General features: G+C 70.3%; 21 protein-coding genes. 5 read left to right on the top strand and 16 right to left on the bottom strand.

The window, feature by feature from the left end:
* Positions 1–2 precede the first annotated feature (2 nt).
* Together QC180_RS15490 and QC180_RS15485 are read right to left on the bottom strand one after the other, a co-directional pair.
* The gene (locus QC180_RS15490) at positions 3–2,597 is read right to left on the bottom strand and encodes a winged helix-turn-helix domain-containing protein (protein WP_278263431.1); all 2,595 of its coding nucleotides are present in this window, start codon (positions 2,595–2,597) and stop codon (positions 3–5) included.
* Between the two features lie 147 nt (positions 2,598–2,744).
* Positions 2,745–2,966, bottom strand: a complete 222-nt coding sequence (locus tag QC180_RS15485) for a hypothetical protein (RefSeq protein ID WP_278263430.1) — start codon at positions 2,964–2,966, stop codon at positions 2,745–2,747.
* Between the two features lie 187 nt (positions 2,967–3,153).
* On the opposite strand from QC180_RS15485, the gene QC180_RS15480 reads away from it, so the two are divergent.
* Positions 3,154–3,582: an Ig-like domain repeat protein gene (locus QC180_RS15480; RefSeq protein WP_278263429.1), complete on the top strand. Its 429-nt coding sequence runs from the start codon at positions 3,154–3,156 to the stop codon at positions 3,580–3,582.
* Between the two features lie 68 nt (positions 3,583–3,650).
* Here QC180_RS15480 and QC180_RS15475 read toward each other — a convergent pair whose 3' ends face one another.
* The 8 genes from QC180_RS15475 to QC180_RS15440 all read right to left on the bottom strand — a co-directional run bounded on the left by QC180_RS15475 (position 3,651) and on the right by QC180_RS15440 (position 13,068).
* Positions 3,651–4,100 carry a VOC family protein gene (locus QC180_RS15475; RefSeq protein ID WP_278263428.1) on the bottom strand — a complete coding sequence of 150 codons (450 nt, stop codon included), beginning with the start codon at positions 4,098–4,100 and terminating at the stop codon, positions 3,651–3,653.
* A gap of 121 nt (positions 4,101–4,221) precedes the next feature.
* Complete coding sequence (locus QC180_RS15470) at positions 4,222–4,794, bottom strand: hypothetical protein (RefSeq protein ID WP_278263427.1); 573 nt, start codon at positions 4,792–4,794, stop codon at positions 4,222–4,224.
* 380 nt (positions 4,795–5,174) lie between these two features.
* A complete protein-coding gene (locus QC180_RS15465; RefSeq protein WP_474646453.1) occupies positions 5,175–5,918 on the bottom strand; it encodes a sirohydrochlorin chelatase in 744 nt (247 codons plus the stop codon).
* Positions 5,915–7,156, bottom strand: coding sequence for a uroporphyrinogen-III synthase (locus QC180_RS15460; RefSeq protein WP_278263425.1), 1,242 nt, complete (start codon positions 7,154–7,156; stop codon positions 5,915–5,917). The genes QC180_RS15465 and QC180_RS15460 overlap by 4 nt, the downstream gene beginning before the upstream one ends.
* A complete protein-coding gene (gene nirD, locus QC180_RS15455) occupies positions 7,153–7,533 on the bottom strand; it encodes a nitrite reductase small subunit NirD (protein ID WP_278263424.1) in 381 nt (126 codons plus the stop codon). The genes QC180_RS15460 and nirD overlap by 4 nt, the downstream gene beginning before the upstream one ends.
* Positions 7,534–7,597: 64 nt before the next feature.
* A complete protein-coding gene (gene nirB / locus QC180_RS15450) occupies positions 7,598–10,135 on the bottom strand; it encodes a nitrite reductase large subunit NirB (protein WP_278263423.1) in 2,538 nt (845 codons plus the stop codon).
* Between the two features lie 29 nt (positions 10,136–10,164).
* On the bottom strand, positions 10,165–11,619 hold the full coding sequence (locus tag QC180_RS15445) for a nitrate/nitrite transporter (protein WP_278263422.1): 1,455 nt from the start codon (positions 11,617–11,619) through the stop codon (positions 10,165–10,167).
* 273 nt (positions 11,620–11,892) lie between these two features.
* The gene (locus QC180_RS15440; RefSeq protein ID WP_278263671.1) at positions 11,893–13,068 is read right to left on the bottom strand and encodes an MFS transporter; all 1,176 of its coding nucleotides are present in this window, start codon (positions 13,066–13,068) and stop codon (positions 11,893–11,895) included.
* 243 nt (positions 13,069–13,311) lie between these two features.
* Here QC180_RS15440 and QC180_RS15435 point away from each other — a divergent pair, with 243 nt between their 5' ends.
* The 4 genes from QC180_RS15435 to QC180_RS15420 all read left to right on the top strand — a co-directional run bounded on the left by QC180_RS15435 (position 13,312) and on the right by QC180_RS15420 (position 17,239).
* Positions 13,312–13,983 (top strand): FadR/GntR family transcriptional regulator, encoded by a 672-nt coding sequence (locus QC180_RS15435; protein ID WP_278263421.1) that lies wholly within the window; start codon positions 13,312–13,314, stop codon positions 13,981–13,983.
* A gap of 173 nt (positions 13,984–14,156) precedes the next feature.
* A complete protein-coding gene (locus QC180_RS15430) occupies positions 14,157–15,641 on the top strand; it encodes an MFS transporter (protein ID WP_278263420.1) in 1,485 nt (494 codons plus the stop codon).
* A gap of 206 nt (positions 15,642–15,847) precedes the next feature.
* Complete coding sequence (locus QC180_RS15425) at positions 15,848–16,363, top strand: GNAT family N-acetyltransferase (protein WP_278263419.1); 516 nt, start codon at positions 15,848–15,850, stop codon at positions 16,361–16,363.
* Positions 16,364–16,387: 24 nt separating this feature from the next.
* Positions 16,388–17,239 carry a hypothetical protein gene (locus QC180_RS15420; protein WP_278263418.1) on the top strand — a complete coding sequence of 284 codons (852 nt, stop codon included), beginning with the start codon at positions 16,388–16,390 and terminating at the stop codon, positions 17,237–17,239.
* Here QC180_RS15420 and QC180_RS15415 read toward each other — a convergent pair whose 3' ends face one another.
* The 6 genes from QC180_RS15415 to moeZ all read right to left on the bottom strand — a co-directional run bounded on the left by QC180_RS15415 (position 17,240) and on the right by moeZ (position 24,342).
* Positions 17,240–18,208 carry an SCO2521 family protein gene (locus QC180_RS15415; RefSeq protein WP_278263417.1) on the bottom strand — a complete coding sequence of 323 codons (969 nt, stop codon included), beginning with the start codon at positions 18,206–18,208 and terminating at the stop codon, positions 17,240–17,242.
* Between the two features lie 20 nt (positions 18,209–18,228).
* Positions 18,229–19,233: an SCO2522 family protein gene (locus QC180_RS15410; protein WP_278263416.1), complete on the bottom strand. Its 1,005-nt coding sequence runs from the start codon at positions 19,231–19,233 to the stop codon at positions 18,229–18,231.
* A 4-nt stretch (positions 19,234–19,237) separates the two neighbouring features.
* Positions 19,238–20,185, bottom strand: a complete 948-nt coding sequence (locus tag QC180_RS15405) for an SCO2523 family variant P-loop protein (RefSeq protein WP_278263415.1) — start codon at positions 20,183–20,185, stop codon at positions 19,238–19,240.
* Positions 20,186–20,189: 4 nt separating this feature from the next.
* On the bottom strand, positions 20,190–22,037 hold the full coding sequence (locus QC180_RS15400; protein WP_278263414.1) for an SCO2524 family protein: 1,848 nt from the start codon (positions 22,035–22,037) through the stop codon (positions 20,190–20,192).
* Between the two features lie 170 nt (positions 22,038–22,207).
* A complete protein-coding gene (locus QC180_RS15395) occupies positions 22,208–23,059 on the bottom strand; it encodes a TIGR02569 family protein (RefSeq protein WP_278263413.1) in 852 nt (283 codons plus the stop codon).
* Positions 23,060–23,160: 101 nt separating this feature from the next.
* A complete protein-coding gene (gene moeZ / locus QC180_RS15390; protein ID WP_278263412.1) occupies positions 23,161–24,342 on the bottom strand; it encodes an adenylyltransferase/sulfurtransferase MoeZ in 1,182 nt (393 codons plus the stop codon).
* Positions 24,343–24,503 lie beyond the last annotated feature (161 nt).

The raw sequence follows: 24,503 nt of genomic DNA, 5'->3' as shown, positions 1-24,503 counted from the left end.
ACTCAGAGCAGACCCAGGCCCCTGGCGGTGGCGATGGCCTCGGCGCGGGCGTTCACGCCGAGTTTCTGGTAGATGCCGCGCAGGTGGGTCTTCACGGTGTTCACCGAGACGCCCAGGTCACCGGCGATACTGACAGCGGTCATGCCGGAGGGGAGTTGGCGCAGCACGACCAATTCGGTCTCGGTGAGTTGCGGTGCGCCCTCGATCACGCCGCGCTGGGCGCGCACCCGGGCCACGAAGGCGTCGAAGCGACCGAAGCGGCCGCCGAGCCGGTCGAGGACCTCCAGCGCGCCCGGCACGTCGAGGAACGGGCGCACCAGGTCCTCCGCGCAGGCGTGGGTGAGCGCCTGCTCGAACGCCTCGTCGGCCTTGCGCGGGCGATCGAGCCGGTCGGCGGCGACCGCGACCAGCAGCCACCCGGTGACCACCCCACCGCCGGACAGGTCGGGCGCCACCCGGCCGAGCAGGGGCTCCACCAGCGGCAACGCGGCCGCGGGGCGATGGGTGTAGACGGCGAGTCCGGCCTCGGCCAGGGTGGTCTCGGGCGTGGGGCCGAGGACACGGAGGGCGTGGTCGATCAGCTGCTGCGCCTCGGTGCGGGCCTGCACGCGCAGCAGCAGCCACACCACGTCGAGCAGGGTGCGGCCGGTGCCGAGCAGGGCCGGGGACTCGTCGAGCAGTCGGTGCACCTGCCTGCTCAACGCCGTCGCGGTGGCCGCGCGGTCGGAGGCGTCGGGGAAGCTCAGCAGGGCGGTGACGATGGCGGCCTGCCGGAGCGGGGCGGGCAGACAGGTCTCGCGCTCGGCGGCGGGCAGGCTCGGCAGCGGGCGCGGGAGATCCAGACCCTGCTGGTAGGCGCCGTACGCGGCGACCACCCGGGCGATCCCGGCCTCACCGGACAGGTCGTAGCGGGCGGCGCTCTCGACGGCCTGCGCGGCCAGCGCCCGCGATTCACCGACCCGCCCGGCGGTGCCCGCCGCCAGGGCGAGCCCGGTTCTGGCACGGACCACCACCCGGCCCAGTCCCGCGTTCTCGGCGTGCACGATGGCGTGCCGCAGCGCGGCGGTGCCGCTGTCGAGCTCGCGGGCGCTGATCTGGGCGGTGCCGCAGTGCAGGCCCGCGTAGCAGTCGAGGTCGGGTTGACCGGTCGCGCCGGGCAGCGGCCAGCGCGCGGACGACGAATCACCCACCAGCACCGCGACTCCCGCGCTCACCGCGAGATCGAGCGCGTCGATCCACCCGGGCGGGACGATCCGCGACGCGGGTCCGGCGCCGATGTGCGCGGCCTCCAGATACACCTCGGCGGTGGCGATGTCGCCCGCCTCCACCGCGACGGCGGCCCGCAGCAGGCGCAGATAGGTGTCCTCGGCCAGTTCCGGCAGGTGGTCGACGGCGGCGAGCACCAGCTGACCGGTGCCGTCGAGCACCATCCGCAGGCCCCATTCGCGCAGGAAGTCGACCAGGCCGGGCGCGCCGGGTTCGGCGAGGACGTGTTCGAGGGCCGGGGCGGGCATGGCGGCCGCGGCGAACCACTCGGCCACCCGACGATGCAGGGCCGATGCGCGTTCCGGGCGGGTGTGCGCGCCCTCGGCGAGCAGGTAGGCGCGCAGCAGCGGGTGGTAGGTGTGCCAGAGTTCGCCGCCGTGGGCGACGGTGTGCAGCGGGAAGTTCGCGCGCAGCAGGTCGTCGAGGATGCGCGCCGCGTCCTCGCCGACCAGGTCCTCGGCCAGGGGCAGACAGAACTGGGTGGGGATCGCGGTGGCGAGCAGGAACTCGAGGGTGGCCGGTGGCAGCGAGCCGAGCAGTTCGGCGACGAGGAAGTCGGCCACCGCGTGCGAGGGGCGGGCCAGGGCGGTCAGCGCGGTGTCGCGGTCCTCGGCATTGGCCGAGAGGTAGATCGCGGCGATGCGGACCAGCGCGGCCCAGCCCCGGGTGAGGGTGTGCACCACGGCGAGTTCGGCGTCGTCGAGGCGGCAGCCGTGCTGGGCCAGCAGCTGTGCGACCCGCTGCGGGGACAGCGCCAGTTCCGCGCCGCCGATGCGGGTGAGTCGTCCGGCCAGGTCGAGGGTGTGCCAGCGCAGCGGCGGGTCGAAACGGCCCGCGACCAGGGCGGTGACGTGGGCGGGCAGGTGCGCGAGCAGGTATTCCAGTCCGGCCAGTTCCAGCGGGTCGGTGAGCAGGTGGGCGTCGTCGATGACCAGCACCGTCGGCGCGTTCGCCGCCAGGATCGCGACGAGATCGGCGGCGCGTTCGATCGGGGTGCGCAGGCCGCCGTCGGGGACCAGGGTGCGGTCGAGCAGTCCGGCCAGGGCGGCGAGCAGGTCGTCGGGATGGTCGAGGACCGACAGCCAGGCCACCGGCACGGCGCGGGCGCGCGGCGCGCGGGTCACCCAGTCGACCAGGGTCACGGTCTTGCCGCTCCCGGCCGGGCCGCACAGCAGGACGGTGTGTCCGGGGGCGGCCAGCGCGCGGTCGAGGCGGGCGCAGGCGGCCGGGCAGCGCACCGGCGCGAAGGACAGTTCCGGGATGGTCGCGCCGCTCACAGCTACCGCCGGGCTGCCACCGCGAAGTTCCAGCGAATCCGACGACATGGTCATCCGCACCCTCCTGAACTCGCTGTTCACCGCGCCGCGCGCGGGTGGTCGCCGAGCTCGACGGTAGGCGAATCGGAGGCTGCGTGTTTGCCCGTCCGGGCCCGTGCGCTGGCTCGTTATCAGATCGACGCCATCGACGCGGGGCGCTGGTCAGTCGGGCAGCTGGGACATCCCGAGCAGGGTGAGGCCGAAGGTGTCGAGGCGGGCGAGGACGCCGCGCATGGCCGTGGCGTCGGGGACGACGCCGTAGAGGGTGGTGGTTCCGGTGGCCGAATGCGAACTTCGGCGCAGCTCCGGGAATGCCGCGAGGACGCGCTCGGTGAGTTCGCCCTCGACGACGAACTGGTAGCGGAGAGGTCCGGACGTCGACATGTCACCCAGTGTCGGCGCCGGTCCGATCGCGCACCTCACCCCCTCCGGGTGAAATCGGGTGTCACCTGCGCCTGCCCGGCCGGAAATATTTTTAAACATGCGTTTTTCTGTTTCCGGGACGGCGGGGGAAACGGCTCGCTACTGTCGCGACACCACAGCAGTGGTCAGCGCGAACAGGAGAACGACAATGAAGACCTATCAGGCGCGCCGGGCCGGTTTCGGCCTCACGGCATTCACCGCGGTCGCCGCGGCGGCGATCCTCACCGCACCGCAGGCCTCGGCCCTCGTCCAGGGCATCACGGTCAGCGGCAGCACCCACTACGTGGGCACGGCCTACACCGTGACCGCCGACGTCACCGCGACCTCGTTCCTGTTCAAGGTGACCTTCACCGACAACGGCACCCAGATCGGCGAACCGGTCTCGGTCTCCGACGGCAAGGCCACCATCACCTGGACCCCGACCACCACCGGGTCGCACGAGATCAAGGCCGTGCAGGAGCTGATCAGCTCCAAGACGGTGACCGTCGAGGTCTCGGCCAAGCCGACCACGCCCGGTGGCGGCGGCGGGACCGGTTCGGCCGATCTGGGCGGACTGCTGACCGGCTCGGCGGGCTGACTCCCCTCCCCCGCCGACCCGGCCGCCGCGGAACTACCGATCCGCGGCGGCCGTCGTCGTTTCCGGGGTCAGGCCCGGTCGTGCGCCTCCTGCAGGGCGGCGATGTCGAGCTTGGACATGGTGCGCAGGGCGGTGCCGACAGCGATGACGCGCGCGGGTTCCCCGGCCATCAGCTTCGGCAGGACCGCGGGCACGACCTGCCAGGCGACACCGAAGCGGTCGGTGAGCCAGCCGCACGGGCCCGGCTCGCCGCCCTCGGTGAGCGCGTCCCAGATCCGGTCGATCTCGGCCTGGGAATCCACGATGACCTGCAGCGAGGCGGCGTCGCTGTGCGGATGACCCGGACCGCCGTTCATCAGGGTGACGGCGTGGCCGTCGAGATCGAGTTCGATCACGAAGGCCGAACCGTCGGCCTGCCGGGTGGTCTCGGTGACGCGCGAGTTCGGCACGGTGGCGGTGTAGAGCTGGGCCGCCGCTTCGGCGTCGGCGTCGAACCAGAGGAAGGTCGTGACGGACATGATGTGCTCCTGGGGATGAGTGCGGGTTTGACTGTCACCCTTCGGTCGGAGCTGATTCTGCGCTCTCGACACATCCCTCGGAGTTCTCCGAAGTTTTTTCCGGCGAGGTGTCGGGCGGACGTCACCACGGTCCGGGAGCGGGGTGGCCCGGGTAGGGCTGGTAGCCGAAGGACGGGGCGGGGGCGAAATACGGCTTCGCCGGGCCGGTCCACAGCAGGATCACCGTGGCCAGGCCGATGGCGATGCCGACGCCACCGAACAGGTGCGCGAGGGTGAGGCTGCCGGTCAGTGCCCCGGCCAGGATGCCGAACAGGAATGTCGCCAGGTTGATCCCGAAGAAGGTGGTGCCGGTGATCCTGGCCCAGTTCTTGCCCGCCCGGCAGGCGAAGGCCATCCAGACCCACAGGCCCGCGGTGATGAGCGAGGTCCCCACCCCGACCCCCATGGTCACGGACATGACCAGGTCCAGATCGGACCCGCGCAGCACGCCGCCGGAGGCGTCCATGACCTCACCGCGGGTCTGGTCCATGACGGTGAACGAGTAGACCAGGCCCAGCAGGGTGACGACCGCGCCCGCCAGCATCAGGTAGAAGGCGTTCTGCACGTTCGACGGCAGCTCGCGGGGAATGGTCGGATCGAGGGGCCCGCCGACCTGTCCGGGGTACGGGACGCCCGGTGCGTAGGGCGCCGCCATCCCGGCGGGGTACGCGGCCGGGTAGGGCGGCGCTGCCGGTGCGTACGGCGACGCGGGCGTGCCCGGATGAGGCACCGGCGCACCGTCAGGTGAGTACGGCTGGGCCGCAGGCGAACTCGCGTACGGCGCTGGCGCACCATCAGCTGAGGGCTTCACCAGCCCGGGGGCTGGCGCACCGTCGGACGAAGACGGCGGTGCCGGTGCCGGGATCGCGTCGGGGTACGACGTCAGCTCATCCTCGGGCTGTGGATGCGTGTGGTCCGCCGACGAATCCGGCACGATATCTGTCCCCTCCTGGTGAAGTCCGGGCCCACTCTATCGGCCGGGACCGACACCGGCCGACCCGTGACCCGGACGTCCACCCGGCGGACGGGACGCGGTCAGCGCACGCGGGCGCGGACCAGCTCGCGGGCGGCGCTGCGGTAGCGGTCGGCGATGAGCCGGACCACCGCGGGGTGCACGCCGATCGGCTCGGCGACGCCGTCGGCGCCCGCGTCGTGCAGGCGCTGGTGGAACAGGCCGTGCGCCAACAGATACGACGCGATGAAGACCTTGCGCGCGCCCGATTCCCGCAGCGAGGCGACGACTTCGGGCACCCGGGGCGAGCCGGTGGCCACGTAGGCGATGCGGACCGGCGTGCCGAGTTGTTCGGCGAGCATGCCCGCCGCGCGCCGAACGTCCTGGCGCGCCCGCGAATCCGAGGACCCGGCGGCCGCGAAGACCACCGCGTCGCCCGGCTGCCAGCCCGCCGCGCGCAACCGCACACCCATGATCGAGGCCAGGGCCGGGTCGGGGCCCATCGCGGCGGTCACCGCGACCGAGCAGTGCCCGCTCTCGGCGACCTCGCGCGGAACATCCTGGTAGACGTGGTATCCCGAGGCCAGGAAGGCCGGGACCACCACGGCGGGACCGTCGAGATCGCGCAGCACCTCCGAGGGCGACGGGCCGAGCACGTCGACGAAGGCCGTGCGCAGGGCCGCGTTCGGTGCCCCGCCGTCGGCCTGGGCGCCCAGTTCCACGGCGACCGCCTCGGCGAGCGCGGCGATCATCTCCACCCCGCGTGTGCTGCGGGTGCCGTGCGCGACGAGCACCAGGGCCGGATCTCCCGGCCGCGCGGTACTCACCACACTCCGATCGGCTGCACCGCGCGCGGTGACCGGGCGGGGGTGCCGATCCCCGCCGCGTGCGGCGGCTGGACCGGCGGACGCACGGGGGTGTCGGCGCAGTCGGCGGCGTCGAGGGCCAGCCGGTAGCCGCGCTTGACGACGGTCTGGATGGCCTTGGGGGTGCCGAGTCCGGCGCGCAGCCGGGCGATGGCGGTTTCCACGGCGTGCGTGTCGTCCCCGCCGCCGGGCAGGGCGGCCAGCAGGTCCTCGCGGGAGACGACCCGGCCGGGCTGACGGGCCAGCGAGCGCATCAGCGCCATCGGCGCGGGTGCCAGCGAGCGCACCTCACCGTCGACGACGACGCAGCCACCGCGCACGCTGATCAGATGACCGGCCGCGTAGATGCGGTTGGCGCGACGCGGCAGTTCCTCTGCCACATGCCGGGCCAACGCACCGAGCCGGGCGCGGCCCGGCATGGTGGTCGGCACACCGAGTTCCTCGAGCGGCGCGGCGGTGATCGGGCCGACGCAGGCGGCCAGCACCCGACCGCGCAGCGCGTGCAGCACCGACTCGAGCAGGCCGGTCTCCTTGGCCCGCATGAGCATCGAGGCCACCGCGGGCGCGCTGGTGAAGGTGACGCAGTCCAGGCTGCCCGCCACGATCGACTCGATCATGGTGTCCATCGGCCCGCGGTCGGCGGGCGGTTCCCACCGGTACACCGGGACCGGAACCACATCGGCGCCCGCGCAGCGCAGCACCTCGCAGAAGTCGGGCACCGGCTCCCACTCGGTGGTCGCGCCGTGCAGCTGCACCGCGATGCGCACACCCTCCACGCCCTCGGCGAGCAGATGGTCGAGCACCTCGGCCGAGGACTCCGAGGCGGGCGACCATTCCTCGCGCAGTTCGGCGGCGCGGATGGCGCCCTTGGCCTTGGGGCCGCGGGCCAGCATGCGGGTCGAGGACAGCGTGTCGCGCAGGACCTCGGCCAGACCCCACCCCTCGGCCGCCTCCATCCAGCCGCGGAAACCGATGCCGGTGGTGGCGACGGTGATCTGCGGCGGATCGGCGATGAGCTGTTCGGTGACGCGCTCGAGCTCGGTGTCGTCGGCCAGCGGGATGATGCGGATGGCGGGGGCGGAGACCACGGTCGCGCCCTTACGGGTGAGCAGGGTGCCGAACTCCTCGGCCCGGCGGGCGGCGGTGACGCCGATGGTGAACCCGGCCAGGCAGGGGCCGCTGTCGATCGGAGAGGTCATGAAGTCACCGGTTCGTTCGACACCGACACCACGCCACCGTCGAGGCGCACCGCGTACACGGGCAGCGACTGGGTGGCGTCGTCGAGGCAGTGGCCGTCGATCAGCGAGAACGCCTGCTTGAGCAGCGGCGAGGCGACGACGGGCTGGCCGCCGCGATCGCCGACGATGCCGCGCGACATGACCGCGGCCCGACCGAACGGATCGATGTTGCCGACCGCGGCGAGGGTGCCGTCGGGGAGCAGGAACAGGGCAGCCTGCTTGCCACCCTTCAGCAGGACAGCAACGCCGCGGCCCGGGATCAGGAAGTCGAGTCGGCAGGCCTGGGTCCAGCCGGTGGTCGTCTCCGTGGAGATGGTGGGTGTGTCGATTACGGTCATCGGGTTCCTCCTCCGAACGCCTTACCCATTGGTACAGGCGCCCTGTTTCCGCAGGGTTAAGCGCTTATTTCCCGGCTGCTGCTGTGTCGGACCCGACACCCACCGGCATGGGGGGAAGGCCCAGGAGCACGGGAACCTTGCGCTCGCCGCTGTCGTCGAACGAGATCGTGGGGTCGGTTTCGTCAGGGGCATTGACGAACGAGACGAAGCGCGAGAGCTTGTTCTCGTCCTCGAGCACCGCGGCCCACTCGTCCTTGTAGCCGTCGACGTGCTTGGCCATGGCGGCCTCGAGATCGGCGGCGATGCCGAGGCTGTCGTCGCACACGACGGCCTTGAGGTAGTCCATGCCGCCCTCGAGGGCCTCCTGCCAGGGCGCGGTGCGCTGCAGGCGGTCGGCGGTGCGGATGTAGAACATCAGGTAGCGGTCGATGTAGCGGATCAGCGTCTCGTCGTCGAGCTCACCGGCCAGCAGCACCGCGTGCTTGGGGGTCAGGCCGCCGTTGCCGCCGACGTAGAGGTTCCAGCCGTTCTCGGTGGCGATCACGCCGACGTCCTTGCCGCGCGCCTCGGCGCATTCGCGGGCACACCCCGACACGGCCAGCTTGAGCTTGTGCGGCGAGCGCAGGCCGCGGTAGCGCTTCTCCAGCAGCACGGCCATGCCGACCGAGTCCTGCTGACCGTAGCGGCACCAGGTGGAGCCGACGCAGCTCTTCACCGTGCGCAGCGACTTGCCGTAGGCGTGGCCGGACTCCATGCCCGCGTCGACCAGGCGCTGCCAGATCGGGGGCAGCTGGTCGACGGTGGCGCCGAACAGGTCGATGCGCTGACCACCGGTGACCTTGACGTAGAGCCCGAACTCCTTGGCGACCTCGCCGATCACGATGAGCTGCTCGGCGGTCACCTCGCCACCGGGCATGCGCGGCACCACCGAGTAGGTGCCGTTCTTCTGCAGGTTGGCCAGGAAGTGGTCGTTGGTGTCCTGCAGCGCGGCCTGCTCGCCCTCGAGGATGTGGTCGCTCGAGGTGGAGGCCAGGATGGAGGCGACGGTCGGCTTGCAGATGTCGCAGCCGGTGCCCTTGCCGTGCTTGGCGATCAGGTCGGAGAAGGTGCGGATGCCGGTGACGGCGACGATGTCGAACAGCTCGGCGCGCGACTGCTCGAAGTGCTCGCACAGCGCCTTGGACATCGCCACGCCCGACTGCTCGAGCAGCTTCTTGATCATCGGCACACAGCCACCGCAGGAGGTACCGGCGTTGGTGCAGCTCTTGACCTGGGCGATATCGCAGGCGCCCTCGGCGATCGCGCCGCAGATCGAACCCTTGTCGACGTTGTTGCACGAGCAGATCTGGGCGTCGTCGGGCAGCGCGTCGGCGCCGAGTTCGGCACCGGCCGGGGAGATCAGCGAGGCCGGGTCGGCGGGCAGCGGGCGGCCGACCAGCGGGCGCAGCGCCGCGTAGGCGGTGGCGTCGCCGACCAGGATGCCGCCGAGCAGGGTCTGCGCGTCGTCGGAGACGACCAGCTTGGCGTAGGTGCCCTTGGCGGCGTCGTGCAGCACGACCGAGAGCGCGCCCTCGGTGGTGGCGTGCGCGTCACCGAAGGAGGCCACGTCGACGCCCATCAGCTTGAGCTTGGTGGACATGTCGGCGCCGGGGAACTCGCCCTCGCCGCCGAGCAGGCGGTCGGCGACGATCTCGGCGGTGGTGTAGCCGGGGGCCACCAGGCCGTAGCAGACGCCCTCGATGGCCGCGCACTCGCCGACGGCGTAGATGTCGGGGTCGGAGGTGACCATGGACAGGTCGGTGAGGATGCCGCCGCGCGCGCCGAGCTCGAGGCCCGCTTCCCGGGCGACCGCGTCGTGCGGGCGGACACCGGCGGAGAACACCAGCAGCGAGGCGTCGATGACGGACTCGTCGGACAGGGTCACCTTCAACCCGCCGTCGGCCTGCTCGATATTGGCGGTGCCCACACCGGTGTGCACGTTCAGGCCGAGGTCGGCGACGAGCTTCTCCAGCACCGAGCTGCCGCCGTCGTCGATCTGGGCAGGCATCAGGCGGGGCGCGAACTCCACCACGTGCGGGGTCATGCCCATCAGGCGCAGCGCGTTGGCCGCCTCCAGCCCGAGCAGACCACCGCCGACGACCACGCCGTGCGCGCCGGGCCCGGCGGCCTCGGCCGCGGCCCGGATGCCGTCGAGGTCCTCGATGGTGCGGTAGACGAAACATTCCGGCAGGTCGTGGCCGGGGACCGGCGGCACGAAGGCGTAGGAGCCGGTGGCCATGACCAGCGCGTCGTAGGCGACGACCTCACCGGTGGAGGTGGTGACGGTCTTGGCCGCGCGGTCGATCGCGGCGCCGCGCTGGCCCAGTCGCAGGTCGACCAGGTCGTCGCCGACGTACTCGTTGCCGGGCAGCGCCAGCGCCGAGGGGTCCCAGGCACCGACGTAGTAGGACAGGCCGACGCGGTCGTAGGCGGGCAGCTTCTCCTCGGAGAGGATCACGACCTGCCACTGTCCGGCCTCGTCGCGGGCGCGCAGGGCCTCGACGAAACGGTGTCCGACCATGCCGTGGCCGACCACGACGACTGTTTTGCGAGTGCTGTTCATGGGAGGGACCTCCTTGTGATGGTCGGTTGTCAGCGGCGAGCCGACGAAGTGGCCGACGAAGCGGTGTTTTCGGCCTCGAGGACCAGGGACTCGGCCTCGACCACCACATCGGAGTCGGAGGACGGGCGGGGACGGCGCAGGAACACCGTCCAGGTGACGATCGCGCAGACCACGTAGAAGGCCAGGAACACCCAGAACGCGGTGGTGGCCGAGGCGGTGCTCGCATACGAGCTGCGCAGCACCATGTTGATCCCGACGCCACCGAGCGAGCCGATCGCGCCGACGAAGCCGATCAGGGCGCCACCGGTGTTCTGCGACCAGGCCGCCTGCTCGGCACGCGGGAGCGGCAGGCTCTTGGACTTGGCCTCGAACACCGACGGGATGATCTTGGTGACGGCACCGTTGCCGAAACCGGACAGCACGAACAGCGCGATGAAGCCGATGACCAGCACGGTCATGGTGGCGCCGGAGGCGACCCCGTTGTTGCGGTCGGCCATGGTCGAGGCGGCGATGACGATCAGCGTGGCGGCCATCATGGCGCCGAAGGTGCCCAGCGCGACCTTGCTGCCCCCGACCCGGTCGGCCATCTTGCCGCCGTAGGGGCGGGCCAGCGAACCGAGCAGCGGACCGATGAACGCGATCGAGGCGGCGTGGATGGCGGCCTGGGCGGCGGTGTCACCACCGGCCTTGAAGCTGATCTGCAGGATCTGGCCGAAGGCGAAGCTGTAGCCGATGAACGAACCGAAGGTGCCGATGTAGAGGAACGCGATCACCCACGACTGCGGCACCCGCAGGGCCTTGCCCATGTAGGACAGGTCGGCCTTCTGGTTGGTGAGGTTGTCCATGTACAGCGCGGCGCCGACGGCGGTGAGTCCGACGAAGACCAGGTAGATCGCGCAGATGAGGTAGGCGTAGTCGCCGCCGAGGGTGACCAGCACCAGCAGACCGAGCAGCTGGATGACCGGCACGCCGATATTGCCGCCGCCCGCGTTCATGCCCAGCGCCCAGCCCTTGAGCCGCTGCGGGTAGAAGGCGTTGATATTGGTCATCGACGAGGCGAAGTTGCCACCACCGACACCGGCGAAGGCGGCCACGATCAGGAAGGTCGTGTACGAGGTGCCCGGCTGGGTGACGAAGTACAGGGTCAGCAGCAGCGGCACCAGCAGCAGCAGCGCGCTGAAGATCGTCCAGTTGCGGCCGCCGAAGCGGGCGGTGGCCACGGTGTAGGGAATCCGCAGGAACCCGCCGACCAGCGTCGGCATGGCGACGAGGAAGAACTTGCCCGCGGCGTCGATGCCGAACTTGTCGGTCGGCATGAACAGCACCATCACCGACCAGATCGACCACACCGAGAACCCGACGTGCTCGGCGATCACCGACCAGATCAGGTTGCGCTTGGCGATGTCCTTGCCACCGGCCTCCCAGGCCGCGACATCTTCGGCATCCCATACCTCGATGTCGTGGTTACGCTTCAGCGTGCTCAAGTTGGGCCTCCCAAAAGTGCGATGGCCCAACGGTAGGAAATCGGTATTGCCGAAATGCTGCGGGAAATGTCGCGCGAATCAACGGTTTCTCACCATTCGCGGATTGTCGGGGTGAGATCGAGTCGTTTGTTTCCGGCATGTGACACAACGATTTCCGCAGGTAAGGAAGCGGCGGAATTCGCGCGAACCCCCCCGTGAGGGTGTGATCTACACAGCATTACCCGCAACGCACAATCCGGCAACTCTAAACGTGAGTCGCCGGATTGTGGTGGGTTACCTCGCGCGCGCGCCGAAACGCAACGGCGGGCAGTCCTCGAGCATGCGTGGCTTGCACGCCTGCCAGGCGCCGATCAGCAGGATCACCAGCGCGACGCCGAGCATCTCGAACGGGATCAGCCAGCCGCCGGTCCAGCTGTGCAGCATGCCGAACAGCAGCGGGCCCACACTGGCCAGCGCGTAGCCGACGCCCTGGGTGAAACCCGACAGCGCGGCCGAGCCCTGCGGGGTGCGGGTGCGCAGATTGATCAGGGTCAGTGCCATCGGGAAGGTGCTCGGGCCCAGACCCAGCAGGATCACCCACAGCACCGGCGCGCCCATCGGCGCGATCAACAGCCCGGCGAAGGCGGCGACGAACAGCACCACACAGCCCACGACCACCGGGAACGGATTGCGCATCCGCGAGACCACGGTCGGCGCGCCCAGCGCCGGGATCAGACCCATGAGCGCGAACAGCCCGACCATGCTGCCGCCGAAACCGGCGCTGGCGCCCGCGTCGGACAGGATCTTGGGCAGCCAGGCGAAGATGGCGTAGGTGGTCAGCGAGGTCATGCCGAACATGGCGGCCATGCCCCAGGCCAGCGGCGAACGCCAGATCGCGGTGGTGGCGGCGGAGGATTCGGCGGGCAGCGCGGTGACGTCGTGCTTGTCGCGGCCCTCCCGGTCGCGCAGCACGAACAGCCACGGCACCGCGGCGGCGAAGCCGACCAGGGCCCACACGCCCAGGGAGATGCGCCAGCCGTGCGCCTGCTCGAGCGGCACCGCGACGAACGCGGGAATGACGGTGCTCAACTGCACCATGACGATGTAGAGCGAGCTGATCGCGGCGAGCCGGTCGGCGAAATAGCGCTTGACCAGCGGCGGGATCACCACATTGCCGATACCCATGCCCAGCAGCACCACCGCGGAGAAGGCCAGCAGCTCCCCCGTGCCGTGGGCGAAGGCGCGCACCAGCGACCCGGTCCCGGCCAGCACCATGGCCAGCAGCACCGTGCGCTCGAGCCCGAAACGCCGCACCAGCACCGGCGTGAGCAGCCCCGCGAAGCCGAACATGACGGTCGGCAACATGCCGAACACCCCGACGACCGCGGTCCCGTACCCGACATCGGCGCCGATGCTCTCGGCCAACGGACTGAACGCGGTGACGGCGGCACGCAGGGTGAGCGCGGACATGACGATCGCCGCGAGCACCAGCAGCCGCCCCTCGATCAACGATCGACGACTGATCCGCCCCTCGTCGACGACGACCTCCGGCTCGAGGTCACGCAGCTGCGGGGCGGTAGCGGATTCATGGAGTGGCGGCACCGAGAAATCATAGGATGACCCGATGACCAGAGCCAAGCGACTGTGAGCAATCTCCCCGCCCCGGAGTCCGGCACCGAGAACGCGCCGAGGCGGCCAAGTACCCTTGCTCACGTGCAACCCGTCCGGCGAACCAGCCTCATCGCCCAGGTCACCGAACAGCTTCGGACCGAAATCCGTTCCGGCCGTTGGCCCGTGGGTCAACGAATTCCCACCGAACCGGAGCTCACCGAGCTCACCGGGACCGGGCGCAACACCGTGCGCGAGGCCGTGCAGGCGCTCGTGCACGCGGGCATGCTCGAACGACGCCAGGGCTCGGGAACCTATGTGATCGCCACCTCCGAGGTGGGGGGCACCCTGGCCAAGTATTTCGCCGACGCCCAGGAACGCGACATCCTCGAACTGCGCCAGGCCCTCGACACCACCGCCGCCGGGCTGGCCGCGCGCCGCCGCGACGACACCGACATCGCCACCCTGCGGCGGCTGCTGGCGCAGCGCAGCGACCGCGACTGGGCCGAACCCGACCCGGTGGCCATCGCCGCCGACGTGGAGCTGCATCGCGCGATCGTGGTCGCCAGCCACAACGCGGTGTATCTGGAGTTCTACGACTCGCTGCTGCCCATCATCGAGCAGGCCATCCACGCGCGCACCGCGCGTTCCGACGACGCCTACGACACCGAGCACGCCGAACTGGTGCAGGCCGTCATCGACGGCGACGCCGAGCGCGCCATGCAGGCCACCCGCTGCTTCCTCGGGTCGCTGCTGGCCGAGTATCCCGACAGGTAACCGATCGGTCACCGCGCGCGAATCGCGCGGTGAGGTCGAGTTGGCGGGAACGTCACCTGCGGCCACGGGTACGCAACAACCGGCTTCTACCGTTTGTCTCGACCCCGCAGACAGCGCGTCGCACTCCTTCGAAAAGCGATGTGGCGCTGTCGAGCCCGATCGAGAGGAAGCCGATGACCGCGATCGCCGCCACCGGCCAGCAGACGGAAGCCCCGTCGTTCGACTATCAGCGCAAGGGCCGCTGGCTGACCCAGTGGAATCCCGACGACCCGGCGTTCTGGGAGGCGGGCGGGAAACAGACCGCCCGCAAGAACCTGTGGTTCTCGGTGTTCGCCGAGAATCTGGGCTTCAGCATCTGGGTGATCTGGGGTTCCATCGTCACCGCCATGGGCTCGGCCGGGTTCGTGTTCCTGGAGGGACTGGGCAAGGGCAACCCGACCGCGGTGAGCAATGCCCTGCTGCTGACCTCGGTGCCCACCCTGGTCGGCGCCACCCTGCGGGTCCCCTACACCTTCGCCGTCCCGAGGTTCGGCGGGCGCGCGTTCACCGTGTTCAGCGCGGCGATGCTGTTCATCCCCACCCTGGGCATCCTGTACTTCGTCAACCAGCCGAGCACGCCGCTGTGGGTGTTCCTCGTGCTGGCCTCGCTGGCCGGTGTCGGCGGCGGCAACTTCTCCTCGTCGATGGCCAACATCTCGTTCTTCTTCCCCGAAGGCAAGAAGGGCGCCGCGCTGGGCCTCAACGCCGCGGGCGGCAATCTCGGTGTCGCGCAGACCCAGCTGATCGTGCCGCTGCTGATCACCCTGGGCACCCACATCATGGCCAAGGACGCGGGCGGCTACCGCTTCGGCATCACCCTGGCGGTGCTGTTCTGGCTGCCGTTCATCGCGGTCGCCACCGTGGGTGCGCTGTACTTCATGGACTCCATCACCGCGGCGAAGTCCGACGGCAAGTCCTACAAGCTGGCCCTGACCAACCGCCACACCTGGATCATGGCCTTCCTCTACATCGGCACGTTCGGTTCGTTCATCGGCTTCTCCTTCGCCTTCCCCACCCTGATCAAGGCCACCTTCCCCGAGCTGGCCTCGATCGGCTGGATCACCACGCTGGGCAATCTGGCCTTCCTCGGCGCGCTGGTGGGTTCGTTCAGCCGTCCGTTCGGTGGCTGGGTGGCCGACAAGATCGGCGGTGGCGCCAAGATCACCGCGTTGGTCTTCGGCGGCATGGCGGTCGCGGTCGCGTTCATCGTGCTCGCCGTCGACCTGAAGAGCTTCCCGCTCTACCTGGGCGCGTTCCTGGTGCTGTTCGTGCTGACCGGCATCGGCAACGGCTCCACCTACCGGATGATCCCGTCGATCTTCAGCGCCACCGCCAAGAAGTACGCCTCCGAACACGGCATGGACATCGCCGAGGCCACCATCTCGGCCAAGCGCCAGGCCGGTGCGGCGATCGGCGTCATCGGCGCGGTCGGCGCCGCGGGTGGCTTCGTACTCCAGCAGGCACTGCGCCTGTCGAATGTGCACCTGAAGACCATGGCTCCCGCCTTCTGGGCCTACGCCGCGGTGTTCCTGGTGATGGCCGCGGTGACCTGGTGGTGCTACCTGCGCACCAGCTTCGCCACCGACCGGGTGCCCTCGCTGGCCTACGCCGGAGTCTGATCCCCTTCCCCGAAAGCCACGTCCGGAACCTCCTCGCCGGACGTGGCTTTCGGCTGTCCGCAGCAGTACGACGCTGTGTACCAACGCTTTTCGCACTGGTTTGTGGCCTCGTCACCGACGCTGCCCTTACCCTGGGAGGTGAACATCGCATCGGGGCGGCAGAGGTGAGCGGGTCATTGGACATCTCGGACAGGGTGACCGAACCGGTGTTCCGGTCTGCCGTCGTCGACGACCTGCCCGCCATCGCCGAGCTGGAATCCAGCGAATTCGAGCCGCTCGCCTACCCGTACTTCGCGCTGCGGCAGCTGTTCGACGTGCACGGATCGCACTGGGTGGTGGCAGATCTGGGTGGTCAGGTGTGCGGATACGCCCTGGTGGCGGTCGGGCCCGCGCGCAGCGCGTGGTTGATCGGGTTGGCGGTGGCGGCGCACTGCCGGGGTCGTGGTCTGGGGCGGCTGCTGCTGGACCGCGCGGTGGCGGGCTGCCGGGCCGACGAGGTGGACGCGGTGTTCATCACCGTGCGCCCGTCCAACGCGCCCGCGGCGAATCTGTACAAGGAATCGGGGTTCACCTGGGCCGGTTACGAGGACCAGTACTTCGGGGCGGGGGAACCCCGTGAGCTGCTGGTGCACTGGCTCGCGCCCGCCCCGGATCGCTGGCCGCCGATGGATCGCTGGGATCCGCGCTGGCGCAAGGGCGGCCACGCGCCGCCCGGCGGCTGACGCGGCGAGAATCGGGGGAAGAGCATGGAATACGCCGAACAGCGGCAACTCAGTGATTTCGTCGCCGCCAAGACGAACCTGATCCACCGCCACGCCGACGCCTTCGCGGCCGAGATCGCCGAGTTCCGGCGCGGCGCGGGCGCGACCGACGAACACGCACTGCTCGACGACTTCAACCACCAGGTCGAATCCATCCTGCTCAGCTACACCCCGCCGACCAGCCGCCGCGCCGGGGACAGCCTGGTCTTCGACCACCTCTACGGCGCCGCCGATCCGGCCCGGCTGCGCACCGCGGGCGAGGACCTGCAACTGACCACCACCCTGAGCGCCCTGTTCGCCGCCGAGGTCGAGACGCGCGGACCGCTGCGCCTGAGCCGCACCCAGGACACCCTGCTCGCCGAGGTCTACGAGGAGATCGGCGAACATCTGCTGCGCGCCCGGCTACCCGCGCACGCGGCCCTGGCCTTCCGTCAGGGCTACCGCCTGCACACGGCGACCGAGGACTTCCGTGGCCAGGACCGCTGCGGACTGAGCCAGGCCAGGGCCCGCACACTGGCCGATCCCACCCGGCGCGGCCGGATCATGGGCCGCACCTCGGATCTGCTGTGCGGCTACGGCTATCGCCCGTTCCGGCTGCTGGGCTGGATCGCCGCGCAGATCGCGGTGTTCACCCTCGCGGTGGTGGCGACCTCGCAGACCAGTGTGGGGATCGCGATGTACCTCGGGTTCATCAGTTTCCTCAACCCGCTGGGCTACCAGGACGTCGAGACCACCGGCACCGTGGCGCGGGTGATCCTCACCGTGGAGGCCTACACCGGCATCGTGTCGATCTCGGTGTTCTTCGCGTTGCTGGTGCGTCAGCTGTTCCGGCTGTGATCACCAGACAGTGCTCACCCGGTTCAGCGCGGCCAGGGTGGCCACGGCGAGCCGGTCGCGCAGCTGCCCGACGCGGGCGTGCCACTGCCTGCTGAAGCCGGGGTCGGCCTCGAGCATGTCCCACAGCCCGCGCAGGGGTGGCGGGGTGGCCGCGCCGGGCATCCACAGGTGGACCAGATGCTCGAGCAGCGGGCTGATCACCTGGTCGACGGGGGTGCGCGAGAGTTCGTACATCTCGGCCTCGTCGATCACCTCGGTGAGCACTGTGAGCAGCCAGTCGTGCAGGGCCAGATCATCGCAGAAGGCTTGCACGGCAGCCAGTTCGGCGAGATCACCGACGACGAAATCGGCGGTGCGCAGTTCGCCGGGGTGCAGGGTCATGGTCATGGTGGCGCCGCTGCCCTCGCGCACCCGCGCCGCCCAGCGCAGCCGGGTGGTGGGGGTGTGCAGCGGCGGGTTCTGGTCGAGCATCGGGTTGCGTCGGACCCGGGTGGCCAGCCGGGCGGCGACCGCGCCGGGGTCGAAGGTGTCGGTGGCCGAATCCCGCACCACGAGAAAGCCCGCCGCCAGTTCCGCGCCGAGGCTCGCGGGTACCCGGGTGAGCACCTCGGCCACGCCGGGTCTGCTCAGATAGTGCACCCACTGCCGCCGCCGATCCGACGCGGCGGGCACCACCGTGCTCGCCGCCGAACTCTGCATGATCCGCCCGCCCACCACCGAGGCCCGCGCGGCGACGGTGCCCACCGCCCTGACGCGGCGCTGATCCGGGGTGGCGAAGCGACAGTCGATGCCCTCCACCACCACCGGCGACTGCGCCCAGATGACCGGCCGCTCCCGCGAGCGCACCGGCCGCCCGTGCACCAGCGCCATCAGCTCGGCCGCCGAACCACGGCTCAGCGCCGCGGATTCGGGCAGCAGGGCGGTGCGAACCTCGCCGAGCACCGCCGAGACCGGAGGGTGCGGTTCCATCGTCGCAGCGTACCGGCCGGTCACTCGGCGCAGAGGAAATAGTGCGCGAGCCGTTCGCTGATCCGGTCGGTGGGGGTGATCCGGTTCTCCTGCGCGCGCTGGGCGTAGACGGCGGCGACCCCGGCGTCGATATCGAGGTGGTCCAGGATCTGCTGCACCGAATGTTCGATGCCCAGATAGCGTTTCGGCAGCACCGACACCGAGCGGAAGGCCGCGAACGGCGCCGCGTCACGCAGTTGCATGACCGAGGGCAGCAGCGCCCAGGTGTCGGGCCACTCCTGGGCGCGCCAGTCGCGGAAGTCGGCGGGCTCGGCGACCCGGCGGCCCTCGAAGCGCACCATGCCCAGCCGCAGCAGCTGCCAGACCGAGGCGAGGAACGGGCACGACCAGTACGGGTCGCCGGTCTCGGGCTCGCGCCGCCACATCTCCACATCCAGGAAGATCGAGTGGTTGCGCCTGCTCAGTTCCTGGGGCGGTTCGTAATCGCGCAGGTCCATGGCGTCGCGGCGTTCGTCGTCGCTGGAACGGCGGCCGTTGGCCAGCCAGCCGAGTTCGCTGGTGGGTGGCCTGCGGCCGGTGTAGTCCTCGAGCGGTTCGGCGACCACCATGTCGGCGACCACCTGGGCGAGGTCGATCGCGCCGCCGCTGCCGTCGCGGCGCGGCACCGTCGCGCACCCGGATTCCCGGCCCAGGTAGTCGATCCGGATGCCGCACTCCTCGGCGGTGTCGAGGAAGGCGGGCAGGATCTCGCGCGGGTCGGTGCCGCCGCGGAAGTAGTCGTCGACGAGGAAACAGGTGCTCACCCGCACCCGCGAGCGTCCGCCCGCGCGCTCGGCGAACTCGTCGCGGGCGATCTCGGTGAACGCGTTCACCAGCGGCGCGACCCGCTGGAACTGGGCGCGGATGGCGGCGGGCCGGTTGGCCAGCTCGTCCATCGAGAAGTGCCCGACCTCGAGCGAGACATGCGACATGGCCACCGATTCCACCCGGGTGACCGCCGTCGCCTCCTGGAACAACGAGTCCATGGCCTCAGATCCGCCTGTCGATCGGCACCCAGGTGTCGGGGTCGACCAGTTTCCTGGCCAGCCCCTCGAACGCGTCCACGGTCTCGCGGTTGGCGATGCCCGCGCTGACATCGGCGTCGAGGACGATCTGCTCGCGCCACTGCAGCACCGGCTCGACCGGGGTGTCGCCGAGCAGCGAACCCTGGCCCAGCCGGTATTCGGCGGCCAGCGAGCGCAGCGCCGCGTCCTGTCGCAGCAGCCAGGCGGCCTGCGGTCCGCTGGCCGCCGCGGACTGGTCCAGCAGCGAGGGCACCGCCGTGCGCACGAACCGGATGCGTTGCAGCAGTTCGTCCTCGGTGTAGAGCGGACGGCCGCCCAGATCGGTGGTCGCGGTGCGCAGCAGACCCTTGGGCCCGCGCACCAGACCGTGCGCGGCCACGATGTGCTGACGCGTCCAGCGATGGAACAGCAGCCAGCACACCTGCTTGTCGGGCATGTACTTGGGCGAGGTGGCCTCGAGCGCGATCTGCATGGCCACCGAACGCCCCGAACTCAGGTCGACGATCACCACCTTGAACGCCGCGTCGAGTTCGAGCAGCAGGTCCACACAGCGGCGCACGACGGCCGGATTGTTGGCCTCCATGGCCTCGCCGCCGCCCTCGTCGCCGGGCAGCAGCACCAGCTTGCCGCCGCGCGAGCGCTGACTGCGCAGCGCGTCGCGGTCGGTGCTGGCGCGCACGTCCAGACGCTGCGGATCGCTGATCTCGCCGCGCAGATACGCGTGCAGGCCCCGGCCCTGGGTGGCGCCGCGCTCCACGGCGCTGATCTCGAACAGCGCGCCCGCCGTGGGCGAGCCGAAGTCGAAATCCACGTACGCGGTGCTCATCCCGCGCATCCCCAGCCGGTAGGCCAGATTGCAGCTGGTGACCGAACGGCCGGTCCCGCCCTTGTCGGACGTGGCGAACACGATCATCGGCTCAGATACTCCTCATCGCGTCGGAGCGCGCGAAGGCCAGGCGGTCCAGCTCGATCAGGGCCGCCGAGGCCAGCGTGAACGAGGTGCCCGGCTGGGTGTTGATCAGCGCGCGGGCCCTGGCGAGCTGCTGCTCGATCCGGTCCAGCGAGAGCCGGTTGGCCGAGGAGTCGGAGATGCTCACCTCGAGCATCTCCTGATTGAGCAGATGCTCGGCCTCGTTGAGGATCTCGACGGCGCGGTTGACCATCGCGGTCGAGCGCAGCGGCGTCTCGCGGAAGGTGCGGTCGGCGGCCACCAGGCACTCCACCATGCGCTCGGTGAGATACCAGGACGGCCGTTCGCGGTGGGTGCCACCGAAGATCACCGCCGGGTCGTCCCAGAGTCCGCGCGCCTCGCCCTCGGCGATCACCCGGCGGTCGAGGTGGTCCATCACGGTCTTGGCCAGTTCCATCAGCTGATCGCGCGCGGCGATGTTGCCGGAGAGCTGGGCGGCCTGCAGCGCGCGCTTGAGCAGCACGGTGGCGAAGTCGGAGACGATCCATTCCAGTTGCGGCCCACCGCCGTCGACCTTCTCGGTGCCGCGCAGCACCATCCGCACGCCGGGGTCGTGCAGGGCCACCGCCGGGTCGGCCTTGGTGGGCCTGCTCTTGATCCGGCCGCGCCGCGAGAGCTCGTCGAAGATGGCGACCGCGCGGGTGAGGTCGTCGTCGGAGGCGGTGCGGGCGATGAGTTCCTGGATGAGCACCGCCGAGACGATGAGCGAGAAGTAGTCGGACTCCTCGCCGTCGGAGGTGCGCCACGGGATGTCCTCGAGCGGCCAACGCCCGGAACCGAAGCGCGCCACCGTGGACCAGTAGCGCTGGGTGAGGTCCCAGCGCAGGCGCAGCGCCTCGGCCAGACGCTGCTGCTCGGGGTTGAGCAGGTCGAGTTCTCTGGTGCGCTGGGACAGGATGTCGTTGATGCCGTCGAGGGCAACGACGGTGAAGTACAGGTAGGGGCGCGGATCGGCGATGCCGGTGACCTGCGCGACCTCGCGATCGTCGAAGGCCACCGGGTCGGCGTCCTGCACCACACCCCAACTCCAGCCGCATTCGAAGAGCTGATCGTCGTCGGCGAAGTCGGTGTGCGGTGTGCGGCCCAGCTTCACGTCGGTGCGCAGCCGCGAGCGCACCCGGTCCAGGCTGACCCGCGCCGCCTCGAGGACGGTGCGTTCCGGCGCGCCGGACTGATTGAGCATGGCGAGCATGGCCCGCCCCGAGGACGAGCGCACCGAGACGGTGTTGACCACGAAACTGCGGATCAGGCCGGTCATCGCGAGGGTGAGCCGGTCCGAGAGCCCGGCAGCGAGCACCTCGAGGCGGTCGTTGATGTCGGTGCGGCGCTCGGTGTCGGCCCAGCGGTCGAACACCCGCGCGAAGCCGAGTCCGGCCAGGCACAGCGTCACCGCCATCGAATAGCTGTCCACCACTTCGATGGCCAGCTGCGCGTCGGTGGGCTCGGCGCCACCGGCGGGGCGCAGATAGCTGCCCGCGTCGAAGCGCGGGGTGCCGTCGGCGTCGGTGTTGCGGTGCAGGTATTCCTCGAGCAGGCCGATCATGGTGATACCGATCCGCGCCGGGCCGCCGAAGGCGCCGAGCACCTCGCGCACGTCGTCCGACATCGATTCCGGCCGGTCCAGCGCGAAGCTCTCGATCTCGGTGGCCGGATAGAGCAGGCACAGCAGCTGTTCGGAATCGCTGATCGAGTTCGCGCCGAGGACGCCGTCCCAGTGCCAGGTGCCGTCCCGGTAGCAGGCCGAGAGCATGGCGCTCCAAATGTCCAGAATCTGTTGTCTGGGCTGGATTCTCACCCGCAGCAATCCTCACCGCTCGTGACGGGCCGCGCGGGTCCCCCGGTCCAGCGCAGGACACATGGCGGCGATGCTCGATGAAGATAGCACGCGCGGGCGCAGGAAACGTTGGGTCTCAACGGTTTTGAAACAACATCTGACCCATCGGTCACGATGCGCGCATTTCGCCCTTACAGCGCCAAACGGACCATGTCGGCGGTGCGGGCCAGGCCCGGAAACGCCTCCGGGGTGGAGCGCGGGTGCAGGGCGTGCACGGCGAGGCGGAACATCAAGGCGCGCAACAGCATCTGCGGCCATTCCGGCAGCGTCGACCAGCGGTCGAGCAGGCCGTCGTCACCCCCGCCCCAGGCCAGCGCGTCGACCACCACCACACCCGCGGCCCACGCGGCGGGGCGCCAGTACGGGGTGATGTCGGTGAGGCCGGGGGTGTGCGCCCCGGCGAACAGCACGGTGCCGAACAGGTCGCCGTGCACCAGCTGATTCGGGGTGCGGATCGGCTTGCGCAGCGTCGCCAGCTGACCGATGAGTTCGAGGCTGCGCTGCCCGTCGGGCGTCGCGGCGATCGGCACACCACCCGCGCGCAGACTGCGCAGCGGGACGGTCTCCCAGGCCGCACGGTCGGCGGCGACGAACACGTCCACATCGACCCACGGCGCGACCGGCGGCTGCACCAGGAACCGGGGACGATCCAGCTCGGCGGTGGCCTTGTGCAGGCGCAGCGAGACCGAGACGACCTCGTCGTGGCGCGGTTCGGGCGCCCCGTCGACATGGGTGTCGGCCCGCCAGCCCGACACCACGTACCGGCCGTCGGTGGCCCGCACCGGGCGCGCCACCCGCAGACCGTCGACCGCGAGCGTCTCGCGCACCTTCGCCGACCACGCGGCGCGCGCGTGATCGGCCACCGGGCTCAGCACCACGTCACCGAATCGCCAGCCACCGTCCCAGTCCCCGAGCGGGACGGGTGTCACTTCGCGAAGTCCGAATGTGGCGCGCACATGATCGGGAGGTTCGACTGTGGTCACGGCCGTACCGTAACCCCGGGTTCGCCCGGGATACCCGAAGCCACGCTGGCCCACCCCACTTTGCGACCTCGCCGCAATCAACGGCGAGGTCGAGCGGTGGATCAGTAGACCGGCAGCGAGGGATCGACCTGTTTGGCCCAGGCCACGACCCCGCCCTGCAAATGTGTGGCATCGGCGAAACCGGCGCGCTTGAGCGCCGCGAGAGCCTCCGCCGAGCGGATACCGGTCTTGCAGTGCAGCACGATCGGCTTGTGCTGGGGCAGCTCCGAGAGCGCCTCACCGGAGAGGATGCGGTCCTTGGGGATCAGGGTCGCGCCCTCGATGTGCACGATGTCCCACTCGACCGGCTCGCGCACGTCGATCAGCTCGACCTTGTCGGCGTCGAGCAGATCCTTCAGCTCGGCGGCGGTGATCGTCGACCCGGCCGCGGCGGCCATGCCCTCGTCGGAGACCACCCCGCAGAACGCCTCGTAGTCGATCAGTTCGGTGATCGGCTGCCGTTCCGGATCGCGGCGCAGCTTGATGGTGCGGTAGTTCATGTCCAGGGCGTCGTAGACCATCAGACGGCCCAGCAGCGTCTCACCGATGCCGGTGATCAGCTTGATCGCCTCGGTCACCATCACCGAGCCGATCGAGGCGCACAGCACGCCCAGCACGCCGCCCTCGGCGCAGGAGGGGACCATGCCCGGCGGCGGGGCCTCCGGGTACAGGTCGCGGTAGTTGATGCCGCGACCGTCGGGGGCGTCCTCCCAGAACACCGAGACCTGGCCCTCGAAACGGTAGATCGAGCCCCACACGTACGGCTTGTGGGCCAGCACGGCGGCGTCGTTGACCAGGTAGCGGGTGGCGAAGTTGTCGGTGCCGTCGACGATCAGGTCGTACTCGGCGAACAGTTCGACCGCGTTGTCGGGTTCCAGGCGGATCTTGTGCAGGCGCACGTCGATCCCGGAGTTGATCTCGAGGATGGAGTCGCGGGCGCTGTCGGCCTTGGAGCGGCCGATATCGGATTCGCCGTGGATGACCTGGCGCTGCAGGTTCGACATGTCGACCTCGTCGAATTCGACGATGCCCAGGGTGCCGACACCGGCCGCGGCCAGGTACAGCAGCGCCGGGGAACCGAGTCCGCCCGCACCGATCACCAGGACCTTGGCGTTCTTGAGCCGCTTCTGCCCGTCGACACCGAGATCGGGAATGATCAGGTGACGGCTGTAGCGGGCGACCTCGTCCTTGGTCAGCTCCGCGGCCGGTTCGACCAGCGGCGGGAGAGACCCGTTTGTAGACACGTCACAAGCTCCTGTGTTTTTTTGCGGCTGGCGCCGCGGGTTTTCGGCCTCGTAACCTCGCCGCCGAGGACCGATTCTCCGGCTTCGCCGTTACGACTCGGCCCTCGGCGGCGAGGCGGCCGAAAACCGTGGGGGTTGGCAGTGGTGACAACGTCGCCGAC

This window comes from Nocardia anocheti (genome assembly GCF_029675105.1).
Taxonomy (GTDB): domain Bacteria; phylum Actinomycetota; class Actinomycetes; order Mycobacteriales; family Mycobacteriaceae; genus Nocardia.
The sequence above is the reverse complement of the archived record's forward strand: the minus strand, read 5'-3'. Positions and strand labels throughout refer to the sequence as shown.

Excerpts from the sequence above, each read along its gene's own strand:
- QC180_RS15490 (WP_278263431.1), bottom strand. The coding sequence starts at position 2,597 with ATGACCATGTCGTCGGATTCGCTGGAACTTCGCGGTGGCAGCCCGGCG.
- QC180_RS15485 (WP_278263430.1), bottom strand. The coding sequence starts at position 2,966 with ATGTCGACGTCCGGACCTCTCCGCTACCAGTTCGTCGTCGAGGGCGAA.
- QC180_RS15480 (WP_278263429.1), top strand. The coding sequence starts at position 3,154 with ATGAAGACCTATCAGGCGCGCCGGGCCGGTTTCGGCCTCACGGCATTC.
- QC180_RS15475 (WP_278263428.1), bottom strand. The coding sequence starts at position 4,100 with ATGTCCGTCACGACCTTCCTCTGGTTCGACGCCGACGCCGAAGCGGCG.
- QC180_RS15470 (WP_278263427.1), bottom strand. The coding sequence starts at position 4,794 with ATGGCGGCGCCCTACGCACCGGGCGTCCCGTACCCCGGACAGGTCGGC.
- QC180_RS15460 (WP_278263425.1), bottom strand. The coding sequence starts at position 7,156 with ATGACCTCTCCGATCGACAGCGGCCCCTGCCTGGCCGGGTTCACCATC.
- nirD (WP_278263424.1), bottom strand. The coding sequence starts at position 7,533 with ATGACCGTAATCGACACACCCACCATCTCCACGGAGACGACCACCGGC.
- nirB (WP_278263423.1), bottom strand. The coding sequence starts at position 10,135 with ATGAACAGCACTCGCAAAACAGTCGTCGTGGTCGGCCACGGCATGGTC.
- QC180_RS15440 (WP_278263671.1), bottom strand. The coding sequence starts at position 13,068 with ATGTCCGCGCTCACCCTGCGTGCCGCCGTCACCGCGTTCAGTCCGTTG.
- QC180_RS15430 (WP_278263420.1), top strand. The coding sequence starts at position 14,157 with ATGACCGCGATCGCCGCCACCGGCCAGCAGACGGAAGCCCCGTCGTTC.
- QC180_RS15420 (WP_278263418.1), top strand. The coding sequence starts at position 16,388 with ATGGAATACGCCGAACAGCGGCAACTCAGTGATTTCGTCGCCGCCAAG.
- QC180_RS15415 (WP_278263417.1), bottom strand. The coding sequence starts at position 18,208 with ATGGAACCGCACCCTCCGGTCTCGGCGGTGCTCGGCGAGGTTCGCACC.
- QC180_RS15410 (WP_278263416.1), bottom strand. The coding sequence starts at position 19,233 with ATGGACTCGTTGTTCCAGGAGGCGACGGCGGTCACCCGGGTGGAATCG.
- QC180_RS15405 (WP_278263415.1), bottom strand. The coding sequence starts at position 20,185 with ATGATCGTGTTCGCCACGTCCGACAAGGGCGGGACCGGCCGTTCGGTC.